The following is an 18,217-nucleotide window of genomic DNA, read 5'->3' on the forward strand; positions in this document are numbered from 1 at the left end:
GGAGGGTTTTGGGGCACAGCCTTCACCCCGCGCGCAGCATCCGCACCCGAAACTCGATCACCGCCGTCACCCGGCTGTCGCCCTCGGCCACCACGCGGCTGCGCAGCAGCACCAGGCTGGCGATCCGCCAGCCATCGCCGATCGCCGGGGGCAGCGCCGCGAGCGCGGTCTCCACCGCTCCCGCCAGCGTGCGTAGCCGCTGGCGCCCGGCGCCGTTGTCGCGCACCTGCACGCTCAGCCGGCCCTCCCGGCCCGGCTGGTCCTTGGTGCTCCAGTCGATCAGCACCGGATCCTCGATCAGCAGATACGGCCGCGGCGTGCGTCCGGGATCGGCATCGAACACGCCGTTCACCGTGCCGGCGATCGATGGATGGGCCAGCAGCGCCGTGCGCAGGGCGCCGGTGATCGCGTCCTGCGGCGTCATCGCAACAGCCCTCCCACCCAGCGCAGCGACGGCTCCGCCAGCCACCGCCGCCACAATCCGCGCCCACGCAGCGTCACTTCCGCAGCGCCGGCATCCACCTCGATCCCCGGTGCGGCCTCGCGCACCCGTTCGGCTACCCGCATCGCCGCCTCGGTAGCGGCGGCCCGGCCGATCGCTTCGCCCCGGGCGTTCAATCGACCGAACATGCCGTTCGCCTTCCGATGCCCAGCTGCACGCGCCGCCAGGGGCGCCAGAACGCCACCACCGCCGCCGGCGGGGCCGCGCTGATCGCCCGCCCCTCCAGTTGGTGCGCGGCCAGCAGCACTATGCCGTGCGCCAGGGGCGGCGGCACGTCCGCCCAACCGGTCGCCGCGCCCGCGACGAACCGCACCCGCACGCGGGCCGCGCCATGGGGTGCGGCGATGCGCACCCAGCCTTCGCCCCGCGCGTCGATGTCGATGGCATAGGCTTCGATCGGCAATGCCGCCGCGCTGCCGTCGTTCGCCAGCGCCGCCACGCTGGTGATCGCCGTCACCGGCCCCTGCGGCAGTCGCTGCCATTGGCCCGATCGCGCCAGCATCGCCTGCCATTCGCGCGCGATCCAGGCGATGCCGGTAAAGGCCTCGCCCAGCGCCAGCGCGGTGCGTGCCGCCGCGTCGATCGCCGCGTCCTCGCTGCTGCCTTCGATGCGCAGATATGCCTTGATCGTGCCGCGCGCGGCTTCGATCGCCGCCGCCGGAAAGGGCGGTGCGTCCATGGTCCTGTCTCCTGCTGTTGCCGGGGGCTATTCGGGGTCTTGGGGTGGTGGCACGGAGTCGGGGTCCTCGCGCGCAAGCTGCCGCCCGGGTCCGGGGTCATAGGGCGTCTCGCCGTCCCACTCGATGCGATTGACCACCACGTCTGCCTCGATCACGCGATAGACCGCCATCGCTTCCTCCTCAGCCGAAATACCAGGTCAGGCGCAGCTCGCCGCGCCCGCCATTGCCGCCCGCGCCCGACGCGAAGCCGCTGTCGCACGCGCCGCCGCCGCCACCGCCGCCGCCCGGATCGCCACCCGCGCCGCCGGCCGTGCCGGCACCGCTGTTCTGGCCGGAAGCGCCACCGCCACCGCCGCCGCCACCGATCTGCACCAGCGGATTCGCTGCGCCGCCACCGGCACCGCCCGTCCCGCCGGTGCCGCTCGCGCTGTTCGTGCCGCTATGGGTGGATCCGGCGCCGCCGCTCGATGCCGCGCGGATCGCGTTCGCCGCATCCAGGCTGCCGCCCGCCCCGCCCCCGCCGGTGATGCCAGCCGCGCCCTGTGCCGCGGCGCCGGCGGGTATCGATGCGCTGCCCGCGCCCGCCGCGCCGAAGGTGCCGCTTGGGGCCGCGCCGCCAGCGGCACCGGCGGTATAGCCGCCCACCCCGCCGGCGCCGCCAGCCGCGCTCACCAGGGTGCCGAGCAGCGTGGTACCGCCCGTGCCGCCGGTAACCCCACCGGATCCGGTGCGGCTCGCACCGCCGCCGCCGCCGGCGCCGATCGTCACGCTTTCCGCGGCGCCATGGGCGGCGGCGGGCAGCGTCAGCGCATGCACGGCGCCGCCCGCGCCGCCACCGCCGCCGGTCCGGACCGTTGCGGTGGCGCCAGAGCAGCCTGATCCGCCGCCGCCACCGCCGCCCACCGCCAGCACGTCGAACGCAGTGGCCAGCGGCGGCCGGCTGCTCGTGCCCGAACTGACGAAGCTCGCGCGCAGCGGCGCGATGCCCCAGCGCAGCGGCACCCAGCCGGCACCCGTCCAGTACACCGCCGCCCAGTCATGCTGCGCCGAAAGCCAGGCGATGTCGGTACTGCCGTCGCGCAGCGTCACGCGGTTGGCCGATGCGTCACCCTTGCGGACGTGCAGCTGGTCGCCCGCGCTCAGGCCGCTGCCACCGGGCAGGGTGAAGATCACCCCGCCCGACGCCGCATCGCCTACGAACAGCCGACCCAACTCCGCCGCCGCAACGGCGTGGTTCGCCGTCTTGACGACGACAGACAGGCTGTTGCGTCCGGCATACAGCTCGTCGAAATTCGCGTTCGCCTTGATCCAGGCGGCGCGCTCGGTATCGCCGGTGCCGTCATTGGCGGCGGCACCCACGTTGATGGTCTGTCTGGCCACGCTTAGCTCCTGTCGATGGTGCGCAGGGTCGAATCCACCGTGCTCGTGGTGCGGTCGACGCGGGTGGAGGGTGCCGTCGGCGGGCCTGCGCGCCTGCGCGCCGCCGCCGGGATGGAAAGCGAAAGCCCGTCCATCAATAGAGCGCCAGCATGTCGGCCGCGCTGGTGCCCGTCGCCCGCACGAACTGCGCGCGCAGCGGCAGGATGCTGCCGCTCGCCACGTTCTTCCACACCGTATCCGCGCCGCCGTTCACGCCGCGCAGTGTGATCGTCCCACCGGTGCCGACATAAAGGCCCTTGGGGATGTCGGGCAGCGGCACCGTGTCGCTCGGCACCACCGCCACCGCCCTTGTCGCCGGCGCCGCCACCTGGTCGGCGCTGTTCGCGAACTGGTCTGCCATGCTCGCTCTCCCGGCTCAGTTGGCGGAAAATTTCAGAAGCTTGATCGCCTCCGAATTGCTCACCATGCCGCCCAGCCGCTTGCTCGCGTAGAAATGGACGAACGGCTTGTTCGAATAGGGGTCGCGCAGCAGCTGCGTCTCGCCGCGCTCAGCGATCAGATAGCCGGCCTGAAAATTGCCGAACGCGATGGCAAGGCTGTTCGCGGCGATGTCCGGCATGTCCTCGGCCTCCACCACCGGATAGCCGAGCAGCGTCGCCGGCTGCCCCGCGGCCAGGCCCGGCTGCCACAGCATCTGGCCCTCGCTGGTTTTGAACTTCCGGATCCGCGCCAGCGTCGCCGAATTCATCACCCAGCTCGCGCCCTGGCGATAAGGTGCGCGCAGCGCCTGGACGAGGTCGATCAGCTTCTCCTCCGGATTGGCAGCGAAGGCGCCCGCCGCGCCCATCGCAAGATATTGCAGCGTGCCGAACGGGCGTGCCGAGTCCCCCGCGCTCGAGGTCGTCGACGCCAGGAACCCCTTGGGCCGGTTGACGCCGCTGCCGTTCACGAACGCCGCGCCCTCTGCGACGGCGAACTCGCGCGCGATCTCGTCGGCCAGCCACGCCTCCACGTCGAACATCGCGTCGTCCAGCATCGCCTGGCTTGCCGCCGGATTGGCATAAAGCTCGCCGAACGGCGGGGCGACTTCGTTGAAGGTCGGCGTCGCCGTCATCGGCCGCGCGGCCGTTTCCGCCGCCCAGCCGCTGTCGAAGCCGCCGCTCGCCACCAGCTTGCGGTATCCGCTCGTCCCCACCTTCACCACATTGGCGATCGCGCGCAGCGGCGAGATCGCCTTCAGCGTCGCGTCGATCCGAGCATCGATCTCGCGCGGCACCGCAACGCCGCCCTCGGCCCCGCTGGCGCCCGACAGCGCCTTGGTCTCCACGCCGCCGCGTACATAGCCGTCGAACGCCATGCTCGTCGCCGGCCGGCCGCCCGCCAGCATCGGCCGCACCGGCGGCAGCGCCGCCTGTTCGAAGCTCGTTTCCAGTTCGTCCATGTTCGTCTCCCACGTGAAAGCCCCGCGCGAACCGCTGTCCGCCCGGCAACTCGTTCCAACATCCCGAAAAAGTTCAGCCGACCGCGTGCACTCGCGCCAGCGGCTGCATCGGCTCCGCCACCAGGCTCACTTCGATCAGCTGAAGCGCGGTCAGCTCGCGCACGCGCCCCGCCCGCGCCGCCTGCACGCGATAGCCGAACGAAAGCCCCGCCACCGCGCCCTTTGCCACCAGCGACGCCAGCCGCGGATCCTCCACCCGGCCGATCACCCGCAGGCCGCGCGCATCCTCGCCGATCGCCTCGATTCTGCCGACCGGCGCGCCGCGATGCTGCCATAGCAGCGGCACTGCCCGCACCGGCCCGAACGCGCCCCGCCGCACCACGTCCCCGCCGCGGTCCACCGCATCGAACACCGCGGCATAGCCGGCGAAGCGCACGCTCATTTCAGCCAGCCGGGAAAGCCCAGCCGCATCGCCAGCGCCACCAGCACCAGCGCCGCCACCATCCGGCCCACCCATTGCATCACCGCCTTGATCATCGACTTCTTGGCGTCGCGCCACGCGCTCAGCAGCTCGCGCAGCTCGGTCATGTCCTTGGCCGCGCCGCCATCCTCCAGGCCCAGCCGGGCCAGCGCCCGGCCTGCGCCCATGTCTCCCGCTTCCTCGGCGATCGCACGCAGCGTCGCCAGTTCGGCACCTTCGCTCTCGGCCTGCTCGATCAGCTGGGCCAACATCGTCCCATCGGTCATGACAACCCCACCAGTTTGCGTTTCTCGTCGTCGCTCAGGAAATCGGCCGCGCTCACCTGCTGCCACAGCCGCTGGCGGTCCTCGGCCAGCGCCGGCACCCGGTCCACGTCCACGGCCAGCCGCGCCTCGGGGAACCAGGGCGCCAGCCCGCGAGACAGGCCGCCGAGCAGATGCTCGGCCATCGGCAGGATCGCCTGCCGCCACAGCGCCCGGTTGGCCTCGCGGTAATTGGCATAGGCGGTGTCGCCCGGCAGCCCGAGCAGCATCGGCGGCACGCCGAACGCCAGCGCGATCTCGCGCGCCGCCGCCGCCTTCAGTCCCACGAAATCCATGTCGGCGGGCGTCAGGCTCATCGCCTGCCATTTCAGCCCGCCTTCCAGCAGCATCGGCCGCCCGGCATTGGCGGCGCCGGCAAACCCCGCCTCCATCTCGTCCTTCAGCCGCGCGAACTGGTCCGGGGCCAGCGCCGATCCGTCGCCGGGGTCGTAGACCAGGGCCCCGCTCGGTCGCGCCGCATTGTCGAGCAGCGCCTTGTTCCACCGCGTCGCCGCATTGTGGATCGCGATCGCGCCCGCCGCCGCGTCCAGGCAGCCCAGCCCATAATGATCGTCGGCGGGGTGGAAGGCGCGCAGATGCACGATCTGCGGCTGCCCGCCATCCTCCGCCGCCAGCCGCGTCACATGCTCGCCGACGCGGTAGCGATAGGCGATCGGCCAGCCGCCCGCGTCGGGCTCCACGCTCACTCGCTCGGGTCGCAGCGCATACAAGGCGCGCAGCCGTCCCTCGCCGTCGGTCAGCAGCTGTACATAGCCGTTGCCGTGCAGCAGCAGTTGCGCCGCCAGCGTCTCCAGCAGCCGCTGCCCGCCCGATGGCGCCGAAACCAGCGCCACCAGCTCGGGGTCGGCGTTCGCCAGCGGGGCCCCGCCCACGCCTTCCGCCACCAGCCGCACCGCCCGCTGCGCCACCGGATTGTGGCAATAGCCGTCGCGCAGCTGCGCTTCATAGCTGCGCGGCCAGTCGCCGAAGCTGCCCCAGCCGCCCCGCGCCAGCGCCGGCCGCTGGCCTTCACGCGCGGCCTTCCGCCCGAACCACTTCATCGTGCCAACTCCGCCGGCCGCAGCCGGCCGTCCTGATCCAGATCGTGCGCCCAATATGCGGCGATCAGGCCCGTCCGGATCCCGTCCCAGAACCCGCCGATCAGCGTCGCGGGCGGAAAGGCACGCTCCACCATCGCCTGCACTTCGGCGGCATCCAGCGCGCCATCGCCATTGCGATCCTGCGCCGCCACCATCACGGCGCCCATCGGCAGCCGGCTCTGCGCGTCCAGGGCGCACGCCGCCGTCAGCAGGGCGAGCAGCCCTGCAGCCATGCATCTCCGCATTGGATATCTCCCGCTGTTACATTCCTACCCGGCACGGGAAGGGGGACCATCTGCGAATGCAAATGGTCGAGGGGGCCGCCGCGGCACGCGGCGGGTTCCCCCGCTATCGTTCAGCCCCGTGCCTGACGGCGCAGCCCCTCCACCATGCGGCCAGGCCACGCGGTCCCCCTCCACGGGCCGGGAAGGATTTTAGGGCTGTAAGGTCCCCGTCACACCACCCGTATCGCAGCCCTCCCGCGCCGGCCCAGCAGCAACTCATGCACCGCCCACACCAGCGCGTCGGCGCGGTCGGGCGAGCGGCCCGGCCCCTGATAGCCTCCGGCCACCTGGAACCCGGCCATCTCTTCCTCCAGCGCCGGGAACACGCCCGCTTGCCACAGCGCGCCTTTCTCGTAGAGCAGCGCCACCGGCTCGGCACGGACGACCTTGCCTCGGCTGGCATGCACCAGTCGGATCGGCAGGTCCGTGTCGGCAGCCTTCAACACGCTTTCCACCATCGTGCCGCCCTGGTTCTTCTCGGCCACCACGCATTCCGCCTCGAACCGCCGGGCGCAGTCCGCCACCGCCGCTGCCCAGCCTTCGGGGCTCAGCCCGGCGACGCTGGCATCGGCCAGCACATAGCCTTGCTTGTCCGCGCCCAGCCCCACCGCAACGATGCCGCATGCATCGCCCTCGCTGCCTGCCGGCGGATCCACTCCCACCACCACGCGCACCAGCGGCACCGCGGCCTCCCGCCGCTGCCGTTCGATCAGCGCACGCGGCCACAGCGCGCCCGCCACATCGTCGATCATCTCGCCGTCCAGCTCCTGCCGCCCGAGCCGCGTGCCGGCATATGCCTGCACCATCGCCTCGACGAAGCTGCGCGGCAGATGGATATTGTCGCGGGTCCGCCCCCGCGTTTCGTGCAGGCCGGGCGGCCCGATCGCGAGCAGCCGTCGCATCAGCTTCACCGGCCGCGGCGTCGTCGTCACCACCACGCGCGGCTGTGCGCCGCGGCGCATCCCCATCATCAGATTGTCCCAGGCGGCGTCGGCGCAGCCTGCCGACCATTTCGCCAGCTCGTCCGCCCACGCGAAGTCATGCTCGGGTCCGCGCAGCTTTTCCGGCGCCTCGGCCGAATACACGAGCGCGCGTGCGCCCGATCCGAACACGAGTTCGCCTGCTGTGGCGCGCCAGTCGAGCGTCTCGCCCTCCAGCCCCACCGCGAGCAGCCCCGATGGCCCCTCCACCATCACCCGCCGCGCATCCTCCAGCGTCGCGCCGATCAGCGCGATCCGCGCGCCCGGCACGTCGCGCGCCATCTGGCTCACCCATTCGGCGCCCGCCCGCGTCTTGCCGAAGCCCCGTCCGGCACGGATCAGCCAGATCCGCCAGTCGCCGTCGGGCCAGAACTGGCCGTCATGCGCCCAGCGCCCCCACCATTCGTTGAACGCGCGTAGCTCGGTTTCTGACATGCGCTCCAGCATCCGGTCGCGCTCCTTGCGCGGCAGCAGCGCAAGCCGCTCCACCGGGTTCCTCACCTGCCCTGCTCCGCCTTCAGCCGTTTCTCCAGCGCGTCCAGTCGCTTGGACAGCGCCGCCTCCGCCTCCGCGCGGCTCATGCGCTGGATTTCGCCCACCCGCCGCTTGCGTCGGCCCTCCACCGTCGGCCGGTGGGCGCGGAGCAGCGTGAGCGCCAGCTCGGCGTCGAACGGCGTCTCGGGTGCGTCGCCGCCACCGAATTCGACATCGTTCACCCCTGCGCCGGCGGCGCGCAGCAGCCGTTCCTCCAGGCGGTCATAGCCCATGAGCAGCGCGTCGCGCCACAAGCCGGCGAACTCCGGATCGCGACGGCGAAGCTGGTAGACGCCCGCCTTCGACATGCCTGCCTCCGCGCAGGCAATATGGACGTTGCAGGTCACCGCCAGCGTGTCGAGGAAGCGCTGCCGCTTCTCGCTCGTCCAGCCGATTTCCTTCACCCGGCGTATCTGCCGCCGTCGCTGGTTGCCTGCCGCAATCGTCAGTCCCACCCGCTTTCTCCCAAGACGCGAACGGGCCGCCGCGCCAGCGCGCCTGGCCCGTTCCAGCAGAGCCGCACCCCGCGACTCGCACTTCTTCAGCGTTCCTGTTTTGTGCCATATCAGCGTGACGATGTCAAGAGAAATAACCCATATGGTTATCTCATCCGTAGTTTCACGGGGGCCGGCATGCGCTTGGTTTTCACGATTTGGTGATGCCTTTCCGGCTACTTAACCAGCCCTGCGGTGCCGTGGCGCCCGGTGGGAGGATGTCGGAAAAATGTCGAAGTCCGCGTTGCTTGTCTCAGCCGCCGTCATGGCCGTTCTCGCCGCGCCCGCCGGTGCCCAGGATCTGCGCGGGTCGGCCGCCGACGCGAAGGACGCCGCCGAAGCGCCGCCGCCCAACAGCGCGGATATCGTCGTCACCGCCACCCGTCGTTCCGAACGGCTGTCGAACGTGCCGATCGCCGTCTCCGCATTCAGCCAGCTGGCGCTGCAGAATTCCGGCGCCACGGATATCCGTCAGATGACGCAGCTCGCGCCGTCGCTGCTGGTCTCCTCCACCGGCTCCGAAGCCAATGCCGCCGCGCGCATTCGCGGCATCGGCACAGTGGGCGACAATCCCGGCCTCGAAAGCTCGGTCGCGGTGTTCATCGACGGCATCTATCGCAGCCGCACCGGCTCCGGCCTCAACGATCTCGGCGAGATCGAACGCATCGAAGTGCTGCGCGGCCCACAGGGCACGCTGTCCGGCCGCAACTCCTCGGCGGGCGCGATCAGCATCTACACCAAGCTGCCCGAGTTCCAGTTCGGTGGCTTTGGCGAAGTGAGCTACGGCAATTACAATGCCGTGCGCCTGTCGGGCGCGCTCACCGGCCCGATCGTCAGCGAAGCCATCGCCTTCCGCCTCGACGGCGTCTATTCGAAGCGCGACGGCTTCCTGCGCGATGTCGTCAACAACACCGATTACAACGATCGCAACCGCGTCTTCGTGCGCGGCCAGCTGCTGTTCAAGGTCAATCCCGATCTCGCGATCCGGCTGATCGCCGATTACACGCGGCGCGACGAGAAATGCTGCGGCGCCGCCTATGTCGATACCGCAGAAAAGCTCGATGCCACGCCCGGCACCCCCGGCGATTTCGCGACCAACCCCGCTGGCAACCGCGTCACCGCCATCCTGCGCAGCATGGGCGGCGTGCTGCCCAGCGAAGGCGATCCCTATAACCGGCGGATCGCATTCACGCCCGGCCGGGCCTATTCGAACCTCACCACCGATTACGGCATTTCGTCGCGCGTCCGCTGGAACATCGGCGACACGCAGCTCACCTCGCTCACCGCCTATCGCGAGTACAAGTCGGGCGGCGCGGCGGACATCGATTATGGCAATCTCGATCTCGTCTATCGGCCGAACGACGGCAACAGCTATCGCCAGTTCCACACCTTCACGCACGAAAGCCGCTTCTCGGGCACGATCTTCGGCGACAAGCTCGATTGGCTGGTCGGCGGCTATTATGCGCACGAAAAGCTGCAGGTGGCGGATAATCTGCGCTTCGGCGCGCAATATGGCGCCTTCGCCGCGTGCCGGATGGTCGCCACGCTCAACCCGGCGGCGGCGCTGCGCGATCCCAGCCGCCCCGGCTGCCTCAGCGCGCTCGGCCGCGCCGCGCTTACCCCGGCGGTCGGCCCGCAGATCATCGGCGGCATCGATCGGCTGAGCACGCTCAACGATCGCGGCAGCGTGCGCGATCTCTACGATCAGACCAGCAACAACTGGGCGCTGTTCACGCACAACATCTACCGCTTTACCGATCGCTTCAACGTCACCCTGGGGCTCCGCTACACCCGCGAAGCCAAGTCGCTTGCCGCCGGTTTCAACAACAACAACACCATCTGCCCGGCGCAGCAGGCGGCGCTGGCGCCGCTGTTGCGCAGCACGAACGCCACGCTCCAGTCGCTCGCGGGTGCGCTGGTCACGCTCAGCTGCACCGGCAATTCCAGCTCGGCGATTACCGGCCTCGCCCTGAACGATCGGCTGAAGGAAGGCCAGCTGACCGGCACCGGCGTCCTCTCCTGGAAGGTCAACGACGACACGCTGGTCTATGGCTCCTATGCGCGCGGCTACAAGGCGGGCGGCTATAATCTCGATCGCTCGGATCTCACCGCCACCGTGTTCGGCACGCCCGTGGCGGGCGATGTGCGCAACCTGCGCTTCGATCCCGAAACCGTGAACGCCTATGAGCTCGGCCTGAAATACAGCGCGCACAAGCTCACCGCCAATGTCGCGCTCTATCGCTCCGAATTCACCAATTTCCAGCTGAACACCTTCAACGGCACCAATTTCATCGTCCAGAATATCGGCGGCTGCAGCACGTCGCTGAACGGCACCGATCGCGACAATTCCTCCACCACCGGCGCCTGCACCGGCAAGGTCGGCAAGGGCGTGGTGACGCAGGGCGTCGAACTCGAAGTCGGCCTCACGCCCACGCATGATTTCAGCGTCAATCTCGGCTACACGCTGGCCGACGCGAAATACCGGCGCGATCTGGTGGGCAGCAAGGCGGGCGAGCCGCTCAACGCCGCGCTGTTCCTGCTGTCGGGCAGCCAGATGTCGAACGCGCCGCGCCACACCGTGACCAGCGCGGTCACCTGGACGCCGGCGCTCGGCGGATCGGGGCTTACCGGGCTGCTCTATGTCGATGGCCGCCTGACCAGCGACTATAACACCGGATCGGATCTGTTCGCGGAGAAGCTGCAGGACGGCTTCTTCCTGATGAACGCCCGCATCGGCGTGCGCGGCAAGGACGAGCGCTGGGCGCTCGAACTGTGGGCGCAGAACCTGCTCGATACCAACTATCAGCAGGTTGCGTTCAACCTGCCCTTCCAGGGCGCGGGCAGCCGGTCGCAGGTCCAGGCCTTCGGCGCGCCTGCCTTTGCCACCGCCAACACGCTGTTCGGCTCCTTCCTCGCCGAGCCGCGCACCTACGGCCTCACCCTGCGCTCGCGCTTCTAGGCCGCGGACGGGCGGCTTCGGTAGGACAGGAATCGCGATCCCGATCGTTCAGCGTTGCGATCGCGGCACCCGAAACCTGCCGTTGGTTCCTCTCCGAAGGCAGAGGTTGGGACTTAGCTGTCATCCGCAATGGCTGAAACGATCATCAAAGCTCACGGGCGGCGAGGATATCGACGATCGGTCAGCCAGCCTTCATTAGAGGCGTGCTGGTTTGGTGCCGCACCGTTCGGTATCCTCGTGAAATGAACCTAGGCCAACTCGACGCCGCGATACGAGCGGGAGCTATCAGCACCATTTTGCTGCTGGCTTGGCTCCTGCTTTGCCAGCGCCGAAGGGTCGGCTTGCCAGCCGCTCTGTTCCCTCCGTTGGCGCTTTGTCTGGCCGGGTTCGTCATCAGCAATACGCCGATCGCCGCGCTCGCCCCGGCCGGTATCGTCGGCACCGTCGCTCACACCGCGAGCGGTTTCACCGTCATCTTCTTATGGTGGTTTTGCCTGTCGTGCTTCGACAGCCGTTTCAGGTTGAGAGGCGGCGTACTGGGCATCGGCCTCGCCTGGGCGGCCATTGCGGCGCTGGACCGCGGACTGCTCGGTGACGTATTTGCGGGTAAGGGGCTGTCCCTCCTGCTCGTGCCGCTGGGCTTTGCGATCATCGGCCACATGGTCTGGAGGCTTCTGGCCGAACGGCAGGGCGATCTGATCGAGCAACGCCACCACGCCCGGATCCTGGTCGCGGCCCTGCTCGGCGGAATGCTGTTCATCGACTTGGCGGCCGACGCGCTATTTGGCTTTGCCTGGCGGCCCCTTGCGTTCGCCCTGACGCAAAACGCAATGATTTTTGCCTTCGGGCTATGGCTATCAGGCAAACTGCTCGACGTTCGTGCCGACATCCTGACCTTCGGCGTCAGGGAAGAAAGGCGGACATCGGCCGAGGCTTTACCTTTGGCGGTTCCCCGCCGTAGCGACGGACTGCACTGCCGGCTGTCCGTCCTGATGGACACCGAGAAGGTGTTCCTCGATCCCCAACTGACCTTCGCGACTTTCGCAGACCGCATGGGAGCGCCGGAGCGTACCGTGCGGACCCTGATCAATCACGAGCTGGGCTACGATCATTTCCGTACCTTCCTGAACCATTATCGGGTCGCGGAGGCGCGTCGGTTGCTCAGCGATCCGAGCCGGACCGACAAACTCATCACCATCGCTTTCGACAGCGGTTTCGCATCGCTCGCCAGCTTCAACCGTGCGTTCCTTGCGATCGAGGGGTGCGCCCCTAGCGATTATCGCCGTCAGAACCAACCAGGCGGCACAAACCTGGCAAATGCCGGTATCTGAGGAGCGAAATGCCGGCTTCTGAGAAGGCGGATCGTCGCGGCGGAGATAGCATGCCTCCTTTCACAGTATAAGGGCGCGCGGGTGAACGGACTGATGGGCTTGGGGGGAGTGCTGGTAATCCTCCTCGTTCTGGGAACGATGATGGGGTGCGTCGATCGACGACGCTTCTCGCCCCGCTGGCTGCTGATCGCGGCACTGCTGGTCGCGGTCAACGATGCGCTTCTTACCCGCTTTTACGGATTCCTGCCCGATCTGATCGGCGGCGACTGGAACTGGCAGGGCAAGCTCCTGGCCTTGGCCGCCACCCTCGCCATTGCCGCACTGCCGGCGTTCGGTTTTCACCGGGTCGGCTTCACTACGGCACAGGCACCTGGCAGCCTGAAGGCCGCGGTACCGGTCGCGATGCTCTACTGCGCCGTCTTCGTTGTCATTGCCATGGCGTTTCCCGGCGGCCGGTCCAGCGGCGAAGAGATCGCCTTCCAATTGATCATGCCGGGTTTGGAGGAGGAGCCGTTCTACCGGGGCATTCTGCTGTTCGCACTCGACCGGGCTTTCACCGGCAGGAAACGTCTCCTCGGCGTCGATTGGGGATGGGGCGCCGTGCTGTCATGTGTCCTGTTCGGGATCGCGCATGCCTTCGGCTTCTCTCATGGCAGCTTCTCCTTCGATCCTATCACGATGGCGCTGACGGCAATCCCGTCGTTCATCGCCATCTGGCTTCGCCTGCGGACGGGAAGTCTGTTCTTGCCGGTCCTACTGCACAATTTTGGCAACTCGTTCTCGCTCCTCGCCTGATGCGTTTTCCCGGAACGCCACGTCGAAGGTAGGAAACGGAACCGCCACGGGTTCTCTACCGGAAGTGTCGAGAAACCATGAGGATCGATGGAGCCGAAGCTCCTGGGGGACACACGTAGATTGCCATCAGCACTGCCGATAATCGCTTTCGGCATGTGCGGTCTTTCCCGCTACCGAACGGGAATGGCGTATGCTGGTCGAATGCCGCCGGGAGCGATGTGCTTTGGGACTTTGCTGTCGTTCCACTGTCACTTGTCGCACGTCGGCTATCGTCAGAAGCCGACGTTCAACTTTCGCCCGACCGGCACCTCGGAACGTCAGAAGCTGGGCCGGGAGCCGACAGACCGTTTTCGGGAGTGATGTCGGGAATAGCCGCTATTTCAGCCGACAGACTCTCCATCGATCGTGGAACAAACGTCAGCGGTACCGATACAATCGAACCCGATAGACCTTCCGGTCGGCGGCATCCCCGGAAAACAGGCGCAGCGACTGACCTTGACCGGTTTCATCGCCGTTGAGGCGCCGGCCGGTCACCATCCGGCCGTCCCTCAAAAGCTGTTCGTCGATACTCTCGATCCCGACGATCGGCGCGCCGGGGCGATCGGTAGTGAAGCTAAGCTGCGAATCGCCGCTGCCAACGACGATGAACTCGTCTGCCGCTGTCTGCATGAACATCGCGGCGATGCGGCTCATCTGATCGACATCTCCCTTGGGGCCGCCCGCCCGGCTCATATTCACGATGTAGTCGCCAATCCGACCGCGACCAGCGCGTTGTGCGCCGCCTTCCATGATGACGGTCGTGATCTGGCCGTCCGCCTGTTTCTGAAGGATCATCGGAGCAAGGGGCGCAAGTTGTCCATAGAGCGCGGCCATGGCCGGATCTCCGTCGCCTGCGGCGCTAAGCCCGATGCTGGCGTCGCCCTGAAGTACGACGCCCTGACCATCAATTCCAAATGGCGAGAAGCCAATCGCCTTAAGCGTGCCGTAGCTGAAAAGTGCGTTGGCCGCACCGGCTGCCCCGCCCCGCGCCTCCGGGACGAGCAACGGATTGTCGCGACGGGCATATTGTGACGACCAGTTTACGTAATCCTCGAAATAGATATCGGGGGCTAGAAAATCCAGCGATGGCGCGCCGGCCTTGTAGACGTCGATCGCGAAGGGCAGCGGTCCGCCAGAATTATACTGTCCGGGCTCGTAGTTCGGCCGGATAAGCGCAGCGTTGGTGAACATCGGCAGCGCATGTTCCGCCTTCCCGGCGGCGGTCACTTTTTCGATGAAGGTTGCATAGGCCCAGGACATGAAAAGCGAATCCGTCATGCTGGTATCGCCGAATACCTCCTGCCAAGTTCCGGTCGTATGTGCGCCTGCGGCTTCCCAGGCGGTTCGAAGCTCCGGATGCAGCCTCGTGCGGCGTTCGGTGAGGTGGCGCATCAACGCATCGGGCACCTGGCCCTTGAAGGCTGCTTCGGCTGCAGGGGAATGATCGCGCGATTCCGGGATGATGCCGACTTCGTTCTCGACCTGCATCATCAGCACCGTGTGCTGTGTGCCGTCGACCTTGCGGATATGGCGCATGAGCTGAGCAAAGGCGCGGGCATCGGCGTCACGCGAGGTTGCTGAAAAGGGCGATAGCCGCTCGGTCCCTCGGCCATCGCTGGCCTGTACGCGGGGGAAGCGTTCTTGATCACGCTTCACCCATGCAGGGACGTAGCTGGAATAAGTATTCTTCCATGCGCCGAACCACAGGATGACGATGCGCAAGTCATTTTCGCGCGCGCCCTTTAGCAGCCCGTCGACATTGCTGAAGTCGAATCGGCCCTCCTCCGGCTCAATCGTTTCCCAGGCAACGGGAACAAGAACGGTATTAAGGTTCATCGACTTCAGCTTGGGCCAGATCGGCGCCATGAAGGCCAAATCGCTGCTGCTGGAGTTCCGCGTCTCACCGCCCAGCACCAGATAGGGTTTGCCGTCAACGATGAGCTGCGTCGCTTCGCCCCGCCGCTCCAGATGAGGTGCGGCCGAGGACTGTGCCTGTGCGATCGCCGCGCATGGAGTTGTCAGGCCGGTTACGATCAAGGCAAGTGCGGTAAACAGGCTACGCATTCGGTCCCCCTCCGGCTGGCGCACGCTGGATTTTTCGACATCCTAACGGCTTGTTGCTGCTGATAAGGCAATTTCGAAAAGAAGATTGGCACGACAAAGTTCTTAAACACCACGCCACCCTAGATCGGCAACCGGCCTGACCGGCGCGGGCTACATTTTCGAGCATGAATACGCCTGCCACCTTCTTGTACGCGTGAACGGGCGTAATCAGCTCTGGGCAAAATTGCAGGGTTTATATGCTTGCTATGAAGCCCAGTTGCCGTGCTGAGCGGCCTGCAGTTCATTGGTGTGTCGCAGAATCGAATTCGTGCGCCCCACTGCATCCCTGGACTGGCCGAGAGAGCCAAGACGCACGTTCCCGATCGCCGCGCTCAGGCGCAACCTCGTTTGTCGCTTTAGATGCGCGGGCCGGATCGAGGACGATCGCGATGACTATGACCAGCTTCAGTTGGCGCTGACAGCGGCGGCCGTCTAATGGGAGCCGACGGCCAACGTTGGCCATTCGCGGCTGCCCTCGCTGATAGATGAACGAATGTCGGCTTTCACGCGGTCGCTTCAATCAATGAAACGACCGAGTATGGGGCGCAAAGCCGACCGGCCAATTTGCGCTACCCGAATGGCGGGTTTCAGACAAAGCCGGCGTTCGCATCAGCGACGCTGAATGTCTTGAGCCGGTCGATTGTGTTGAAAAACTCCGTGAGCGGCTGACCGACAGCGATGGAGTGCAACATGAATTCGCACGGACCACCTGACCAATTATCAAACTACAACTGGCGAGCTATTTTAGCATCGATATTTCAGTGCTGACCACCATGATCGGCCCGCGAAGAGTTTTTCAACACAATCGGTCGCCTGCTGCCGCAGAACGTTCACCCGCCGCTCGTCACCGCCCACTCGCGGTAAGCGTTGACTGCAGTCCTCGGCAACGCGCGCCGTGTTCCGGTGCCGAGGGCCGGCACCGGGACGACGCTCCTTCAGTCTTGCCGGCGCAGGAAGACGGTGACGCGGGCCTCGCCTTGGGGCCCCGGAACGGCGCGCAGATCCGTTGCCACGATCTTGAATCCGGCCCCCGCGAGCCGCTCGCGCAAGGCGTCGCTTCGAACCCCGGCCTTGGCGCGCTTCACCGCGCCGGGCGGCACACTGCCCTCGACGCGGCACAACGTCGCGGCACATTGGACTGCGTTCGATTGAACGCCGTCGACCAGCGCGAAAAGCGCCCAGACCCGCAGCTCGGACGGTGCCGCCCACTCGGTGTCGCGCGCCTCTGCGGCGAAGCGGGCCTGATAGGGTGCGAGCGGGGATGCAGCCTGCGCGGACGCTGCCGGCGGTCGCGGCGGAGAAGCGATCTGCGTAGCGACAAAGGCTAGGGCAGCAACGGCGGTGATGACGAACATGATAATGAAGCTCCTCGGCCCCCGGCGAGCCACCATGACCGCGCCGGGCGCCTGCGGTTCTGCGTCGGCCAAACCATGCCCCGGAACCTCCATTTCCTTGTCCCAATTTTCTTGGGCGGCAAGGCGGCGGGCAAGCTCGCGGCTGCTGGCGGCGCCCGTCTTGCGGCGCGCCTCGCGCAGTCGCTCGTTGACGGCATGGATGGAGAGATTCATCGCCGCTGCGATGGATTTCGTGGTGTGGCCCTTGGCCAACAGCGCGAGCACCTGGCGTTCGGCCGGACTCAAGCGCGGCAACGGGTCCGGGGACGACGACATGGCACAGGTATCGCCGCCGATCGCGCCCGCGACAAGACGCAAGGTTGCGCGCTCCGCGAACGGTCAAATCCGGTCGGCAAGTGTCGCACGACGGGCCGGCGTAACAACAGCGATGCTTATCTGTGTCCCGAACGCGGTCAGGTCCGCGCCCCCGCGTTCCGCCGGTCAGGCGGGTCGCCCTGGGTTTACGCCCTAGCGGGTGCCGGCGACAAGCGCGGCCCAGGCGCTGCGTTCCGCGTCGCGCACCCGCAGCGTCTCCACCGCGCCCAGCGTGCCGCCGGCAAGGTCGACGTCGATCGCCAATTCGGCCTCGAACGTGGCGTTGCCGCTCAGCATCACGCAACGATCCTGCTCCGCCTGGCCGCGTACCATGCCGCCGCGGTTGAACACCGCGACCGGGGTGGCGAACGGCACGCGCCCGGTCAGCGCCGCGCTCAGCACCGATGCGGCCATCGCGCTGCCGCAGCTGTCGGTCAGGCCCACGCCGCGCTCGAAGGTGCGCACGAACAGGCTGGTCGGCCCCCGCTGCTCGACGAACGAGACGTTCGCGCGCGCCGGGATCAGCGCCGGCCGACTTTCGCACCAGCGGCCCAGCGCCACCAGTTCCGCCTCGTCCACCTGGTCGACAAAGGTCACCAGATGCGGGTTCGGCATCGCCACCGCCGTGAAGCGGCGCGGATTGGGCAGGCCGTGGATCGGCGCATCGATCACCTGCTCGGCCGCGCCGATCAGCCCCACATCGGCGGCGCGCGTCGAATTCGGCCCCACCAGCGTGCGGATCGTCGTCACGCCGGCGGCGATATCGGCGTCGCGGGCGGCCGTCGCAGTGCTGGTCTTCAGCTTCACCTGCGCGGTGTCGATCCCCAGCACCTCGAAGCCCAGCCGCGCGGTGCACCGCAGGCCGTTGAGGCAGGTCTCGGCCTCGGACCCGTCCGAATTCCACATGCGCATGCCGAAGCGGTGGCCGTCGTCGCCCGGCACCAGCGCCAGCAGCCCGTCGCCGCCCACCGGCCCGGCGCGGTCGGCGAGCAGGCGGGCGAGCGTCGCCCAGTCGGCGTCGGACAGCGCCAGCGCGCGGGCGTCGATCAGCGGGAAGTCGTTTCCCGAACCATGGCATTTGATGAAGGCGATGCGCATGGCCG

At 67.6% G+C, this 18,217-nt stretch carries 20 protein-coding genes; 3 read left to right on the forward strand and 17 right to left on the reverse strand.

The genetic code is table 11. The annotated features are described in order from the left end of the window. Positions 1-22: 22 nt before the first annotated feature. The 14 genes from B215_RS0114775 to B215_RS0114840 all read right to left on the reverse strand — a co-directional run bounded on the left by B215_RS0114775 (position 23) and on the right by B215_RS0114840 (position 8,139). Positions 23-424, reverse strand: a complete 402-nt coding sequence (locus tag B215_RS0114775; RefSeq protein WP_019370420.1) for a DUF3168 domain-containing protein — start codon at positions 422-424, stop codon at positions 23-25. After that, positions 421-630 carry a hypothetical protein gene (locus tag B215_RS0114780; RefSeq protein WP_037513882.1) on the reverse strand — a complete coding sequence of 70 codons (210 nt, stop codon included), beginning with the start codon at positions 628-630 and terminating at the stop codon, positions 421-423. The genes B215_RS0114775 and B215_RS0114780 overlap by 4 nt, the downstream gene beginning before the upstream one ends. Beyond that, the gene (locus tag B215_RS0114785) at positions 615-1,181 is read right to left on the reverse strand and encodes a head-tail connector protein (RefSeq protein WP_019370422.1); all 567 of its coding nucleotides are present in this window, start codon (positions 1,179-1,181) and stop codon (positions 615-617) included. The genes B215_RS0114780 and B215_RS0114785 overlap by 16 nt, the downstream gene beginning before the upstream one ends. 27 nt (positions 1,182-1,208) lie before the next feature. Next, positions 1,209-1,352: a hypothetical protein gene (locus B215_RS21410; RefSeq protein ID WP_019370423.1), complete on the reverse strand. Its 144-nt coding sequence runs from the start codon at positions 1,350-1,352 to the stop codon at positions 1,209-1,211. A gap of 10 nt (positions 1,353-1,362) precedes the next feature. Further along, positions 1,363-2,562: a hypothetical protein gene (locus B215_RS22025; RefSeq protein ID WP_019370424.1), complete on the reverse strand. Its 1,200-nt coding sequence runs from the start codon at positions 2,560-2,562 to the stop codon at positions 1,363-1,365. Positions 2,563-2,564: 2 nt separating this feature from the next. Continuing rightward, positions 2,565-2,696 carry a hypothetical protein gene (locus tag B215_RS22030; RefSeq protein WP_019370425.1) on the reverse strand — a complete coding sequence of 44 codons (132 nt, stop codon included), beginning with the start codon at positions 2,694-2,696 and terminating at the stop codon, positions 2,565-2,567. Further along, positions 2,696-2,962, reverse strand: a complete 267-nt coding sequence (locus tag B215_RS0114805) for a spike base protein, RCAP_Rcc01079 family (RefSeq protein WP_019370426.1) — start codon at positions 2,960-2,962, stop codon at positions 2,696-2,698. Before B215_RS0114805 ends, B215_RS22030 begins: the two co-directional genes overlap by 1 nt. 15 nt (positions 2,963-2,977) lie before the next feature. Next, a complete protein-coding gene (locus B215_RS0114810) occupies positions 2,978-4,003 on the reverse strand; it encodes a phage major capsid protein (RefSeq protein WP_019370427.1) in 1,026 nt (341 codons plus the stop codon). Positions 4,004-4,076: 73 nt separating this feature from the next. Next, complete coding sequence (locus tag B215_RS0114815) at positions 4,077-4,445, reverse strand: HK97 family phage prohead protease (RefSeq protein WP_019370428.1); 369 nt, start codon at positions 4,443-4,445, stop codon at positions 4,077-4,079. Then, complete coding sequence (locus tag B215_RS0114820; RefSeq protein WP_019370429.1) at positions 4,442-4,750, reverse strand: DUF6127 family protein; 309 nt, start codon at positions 4,748-4,750, stop codon at positions 4,442-4,444. Before B215_RS0114820 ends, B215_RS0114815 begins: the two co-directional genes overlap by 4 nt. Next, complete coding sequence (locus tag B215_RS0114825) at positions 4,747-5,847, reverse strand: phage portal protein (protein WP_019370430.1); 1,101 nt, start codon at positions 5,845-5,847, stop codon at positions 4,747-4,749. The genes B215_RS0114820 and B215_RS0114825 overlap by 4 nt, the downstream gene beginning before the upstream one ends. Then, on the reverse strand, positions 5,844-6,119 hold the full coding sequence (locus B215_RS0114830; RefSeq protein ID WP_019370431.1) for a hypothetical protein: 276 nt from the start codon (positions 6,117-6,119) through the stop codon (positions 5,844-5,846). Before B215_RS0114830 ends, B215_RS0114825 begins: the two co-directional genes overlap by 4 nt. 221 nt (positions 6,120-6,340) lie before the next feature. Beyond that, complete coding sequence (locus B215_RS0114835) at positions 6,341-7,597, reverse strand: DNA-packaging protein (RefSeq protein WP_082664417.1); 1,257 nt, start codon at positions 7,595-7,597, stop codon at positions 6,341-6,343. 50 nt (positions 7,598-7,647) lie between these two features. Then, complete coding sequence (locus B215_RS0114840; protein ID WP_019370433.1) at positions 7,648-8,139, reverse strand: hypothetical protein; 492 nt, start codon at positions 8,137-8,139, stop codon at positions 7,648-7,650. Positions 8,140-8,407: 268 nt separating this feature from the next. Between B215_RS0114840 and B215_RS0114845 the strand changes: the two genes are divergently transcribed. The 3 genes from B215_RS0114845 (at position 8,408) to B215_RS0114855 (ending at position 13,263) form a co-directional block, all read left to right on the forward strand. After that, complete coding sequence (locus tag B215_RS0114845) at positions 8,408-11,137, forward strand: TonB-dependent receptor (RefSeq protein ID WP_026009288.1); 2,730 nt, start codon at positions 8,408-8,410, stop codon at positions 11,135-11,137. Between the two features lie 365 nt (positions 11,138-11,502). Then, positions 11,503-12,468, forward strand: coding sequence for a helix-turn-helix domain-containing protein (locus tag B215_RS20215; RefSeq protein WP_019370435.1), 966 nt, complete (start codon positions 11,503-11,505; stop codon positions 12,466-12,468). Positions 12,469-12,549: 81 nt separating this feature from the next. Next, positions 12,550-13,263 carry a CPBP family intramembrane glutamic endopeptidase, BDIM_20840 family gene (locus B215_RS0114855; RefSeq protein ID WP_026009289.1) on the forward strand — a complete coding sequence of 238 codons (714 nt, stop codon included), beginning with the start codon at positions 12,550-12,552 and terminating at the stop codon, positions 13,261-13,263. A gap of 417 nt (positions 13,264-13,680) precedes the next feature. Here B215_RS0114855 and B215_RS0114860 read toward each other — a convergent pair whose 3' ends face one another. The 3 genes from B215_RS0114860 to dapF form a co-directional block, all read right to left on the reverse strand. Continuing rightward, complete coding sequence (locus B215_RS0114860) at positions 13,681-15,366, reverse strand: GH35 family beta-galactosidase (protein WP_019370437.1); 1,686 nt, start codon at positions 15,364-15,366, stop codon at positions 13,681-13,683. Between the two features lie 974 nt (positions 15,367-16,340). Then, a complete protein-coding gene (locus tag B215_RS20220) occupies positions 16,341-17,117 on the reverse strand; it encodes a helix-turn-helix domain-containing protein (RefSeq protein ID WP_019370439.1) in 777 nt (258 codons plus the stop codon). Between the two features lie 150 nt (positions 17,118-17,267). After that, complete coding sequence (dapF, locus tag B215_RS0114875) at positions 17,268-18,212, reverse strand: diaminopimelate epimerase (RefSeq protein ID WP_019370440.1); 945 nt, start codon at positions 18,210-18,212, stop codon at positions 17,268-17,270. Positions 18,213-18,217: the final 5 nt, after the last annotated feature.

The organism is Sphingomonas sp. ATCC 31555 (assembly GCF_000282895.1).
Lineage (GTDB): Bacteria > Pseudomonadota > Alphaproteobacteria > Sphingomonadales > Sphingomonadaceae > Sphingomonas.

Bases quoted from the DNA above. Each gene is read 5' to 3' on its own strand.
- B215_RS21410 (WP_019370423.1), bottom strand. From the start codon at position 1,352: ATGGCGGTCTATCGCGTGATCGAGGCAGACGTGGTGGTCAATCGCATC.
- B215_RS0114825 (WP_019370430.1), bottom strand. From the start codon at position 5,847: ATGAAGTGGTTCGGGCGGAAGGCCGCGCGTGAAGGCCAGCGGCCGGCG.
- B215_RS0114845 (WP_026009288.1), top strand. From the start codon at position 8,408: ATGTCGAAGTCCGCGTTGCTTGTCTCAGCCGCCGTCATGGCCGTTCTC.
- B215_RS0114835 (WP_082664417.1), bottom strand. From the start codon at position 7,597: ATGCTGGAGCGCATGTCAGAAACCGAGCTACGCGCGTTCAACGAATGG.
- B215_RS0114775 (WP_019370420.1), bottom strand. From the start codon at position 424: ATGACGCCGCAGGACGCGATCACCGGCGCCCTGCGCACGGCGCTGCTG.
- B215_RS0114810 (WP_019370427.1), bottom strand. From the start codon at position 4,003: ATGGACGAACTGGAAACGAGCTTCGAACAGGCGGCGCTGCCGCCGGTG.
- B215_RS0114780 (WP_037513882.1), bottom strand. From the start codon at position 630: ATGTTCGGTCGATTGAACGCCCGGGGCGAAGCGATCGGCCGGGCCGCC.
- B215_RS0114860 (WP_019370437.1), bottom strand. From the start codon at position 15,366: ATGCGTAGCCTGTTTACCGCACTTGCCTTGATCGTAACCGGCCTGACA.
- B215_RS0114820 (WP_019370429.1), bottom strand. From the start codon at position 4,750: ATGACCGATGGGACGATGTTGGCCCAGCTGATCGAGCAGGCCGAGAGC.
- B215_RS22030 (WP_019370425.1), bottom strand. From the start codon at position 2,696: ATGGACGGGCTTTCGCTTTCCATCCCGGCGGCGGCGCGCAGGCGCGCA.
- B215_RS0114815 (WP_019370428.1), bottom strand. From the start codon at position 4,445: ATGAGCGTGCGCTTCGCCGGCTATGCCGCGGTGTTCGATGCGGTGGAC.
- B215_RS0114805 (WP_019370426.1), bottom strand. From the start codon at position 2,962: ATGGCAGACCAGTTCGCGAACAGCGCCGACCAGGTGGCGGCGCCGGCG.
- dapF (WP_019370440.1), bottom strand. From the start codon at position 18,212: ATGCGCATCGCCTTCATCAAATGCCATGGTTCGGGAAACGACTTCCCG.
- B215_RS0114830 (WP_019370431.1), bottom strand. From the start codon at position 6,119: ATGGCTGCAGGGCTGCTCGCCCTGCTGACGGCGGCGTGCGCCCTGGAC.
- B215_RS0114785 (WP_019370422.1), bottom strand. From the start codon at position 1,181: ATGGACGCACCGCCCTTTCCGGCGGCGGCGATCGAAGCCGCGCGCGGC.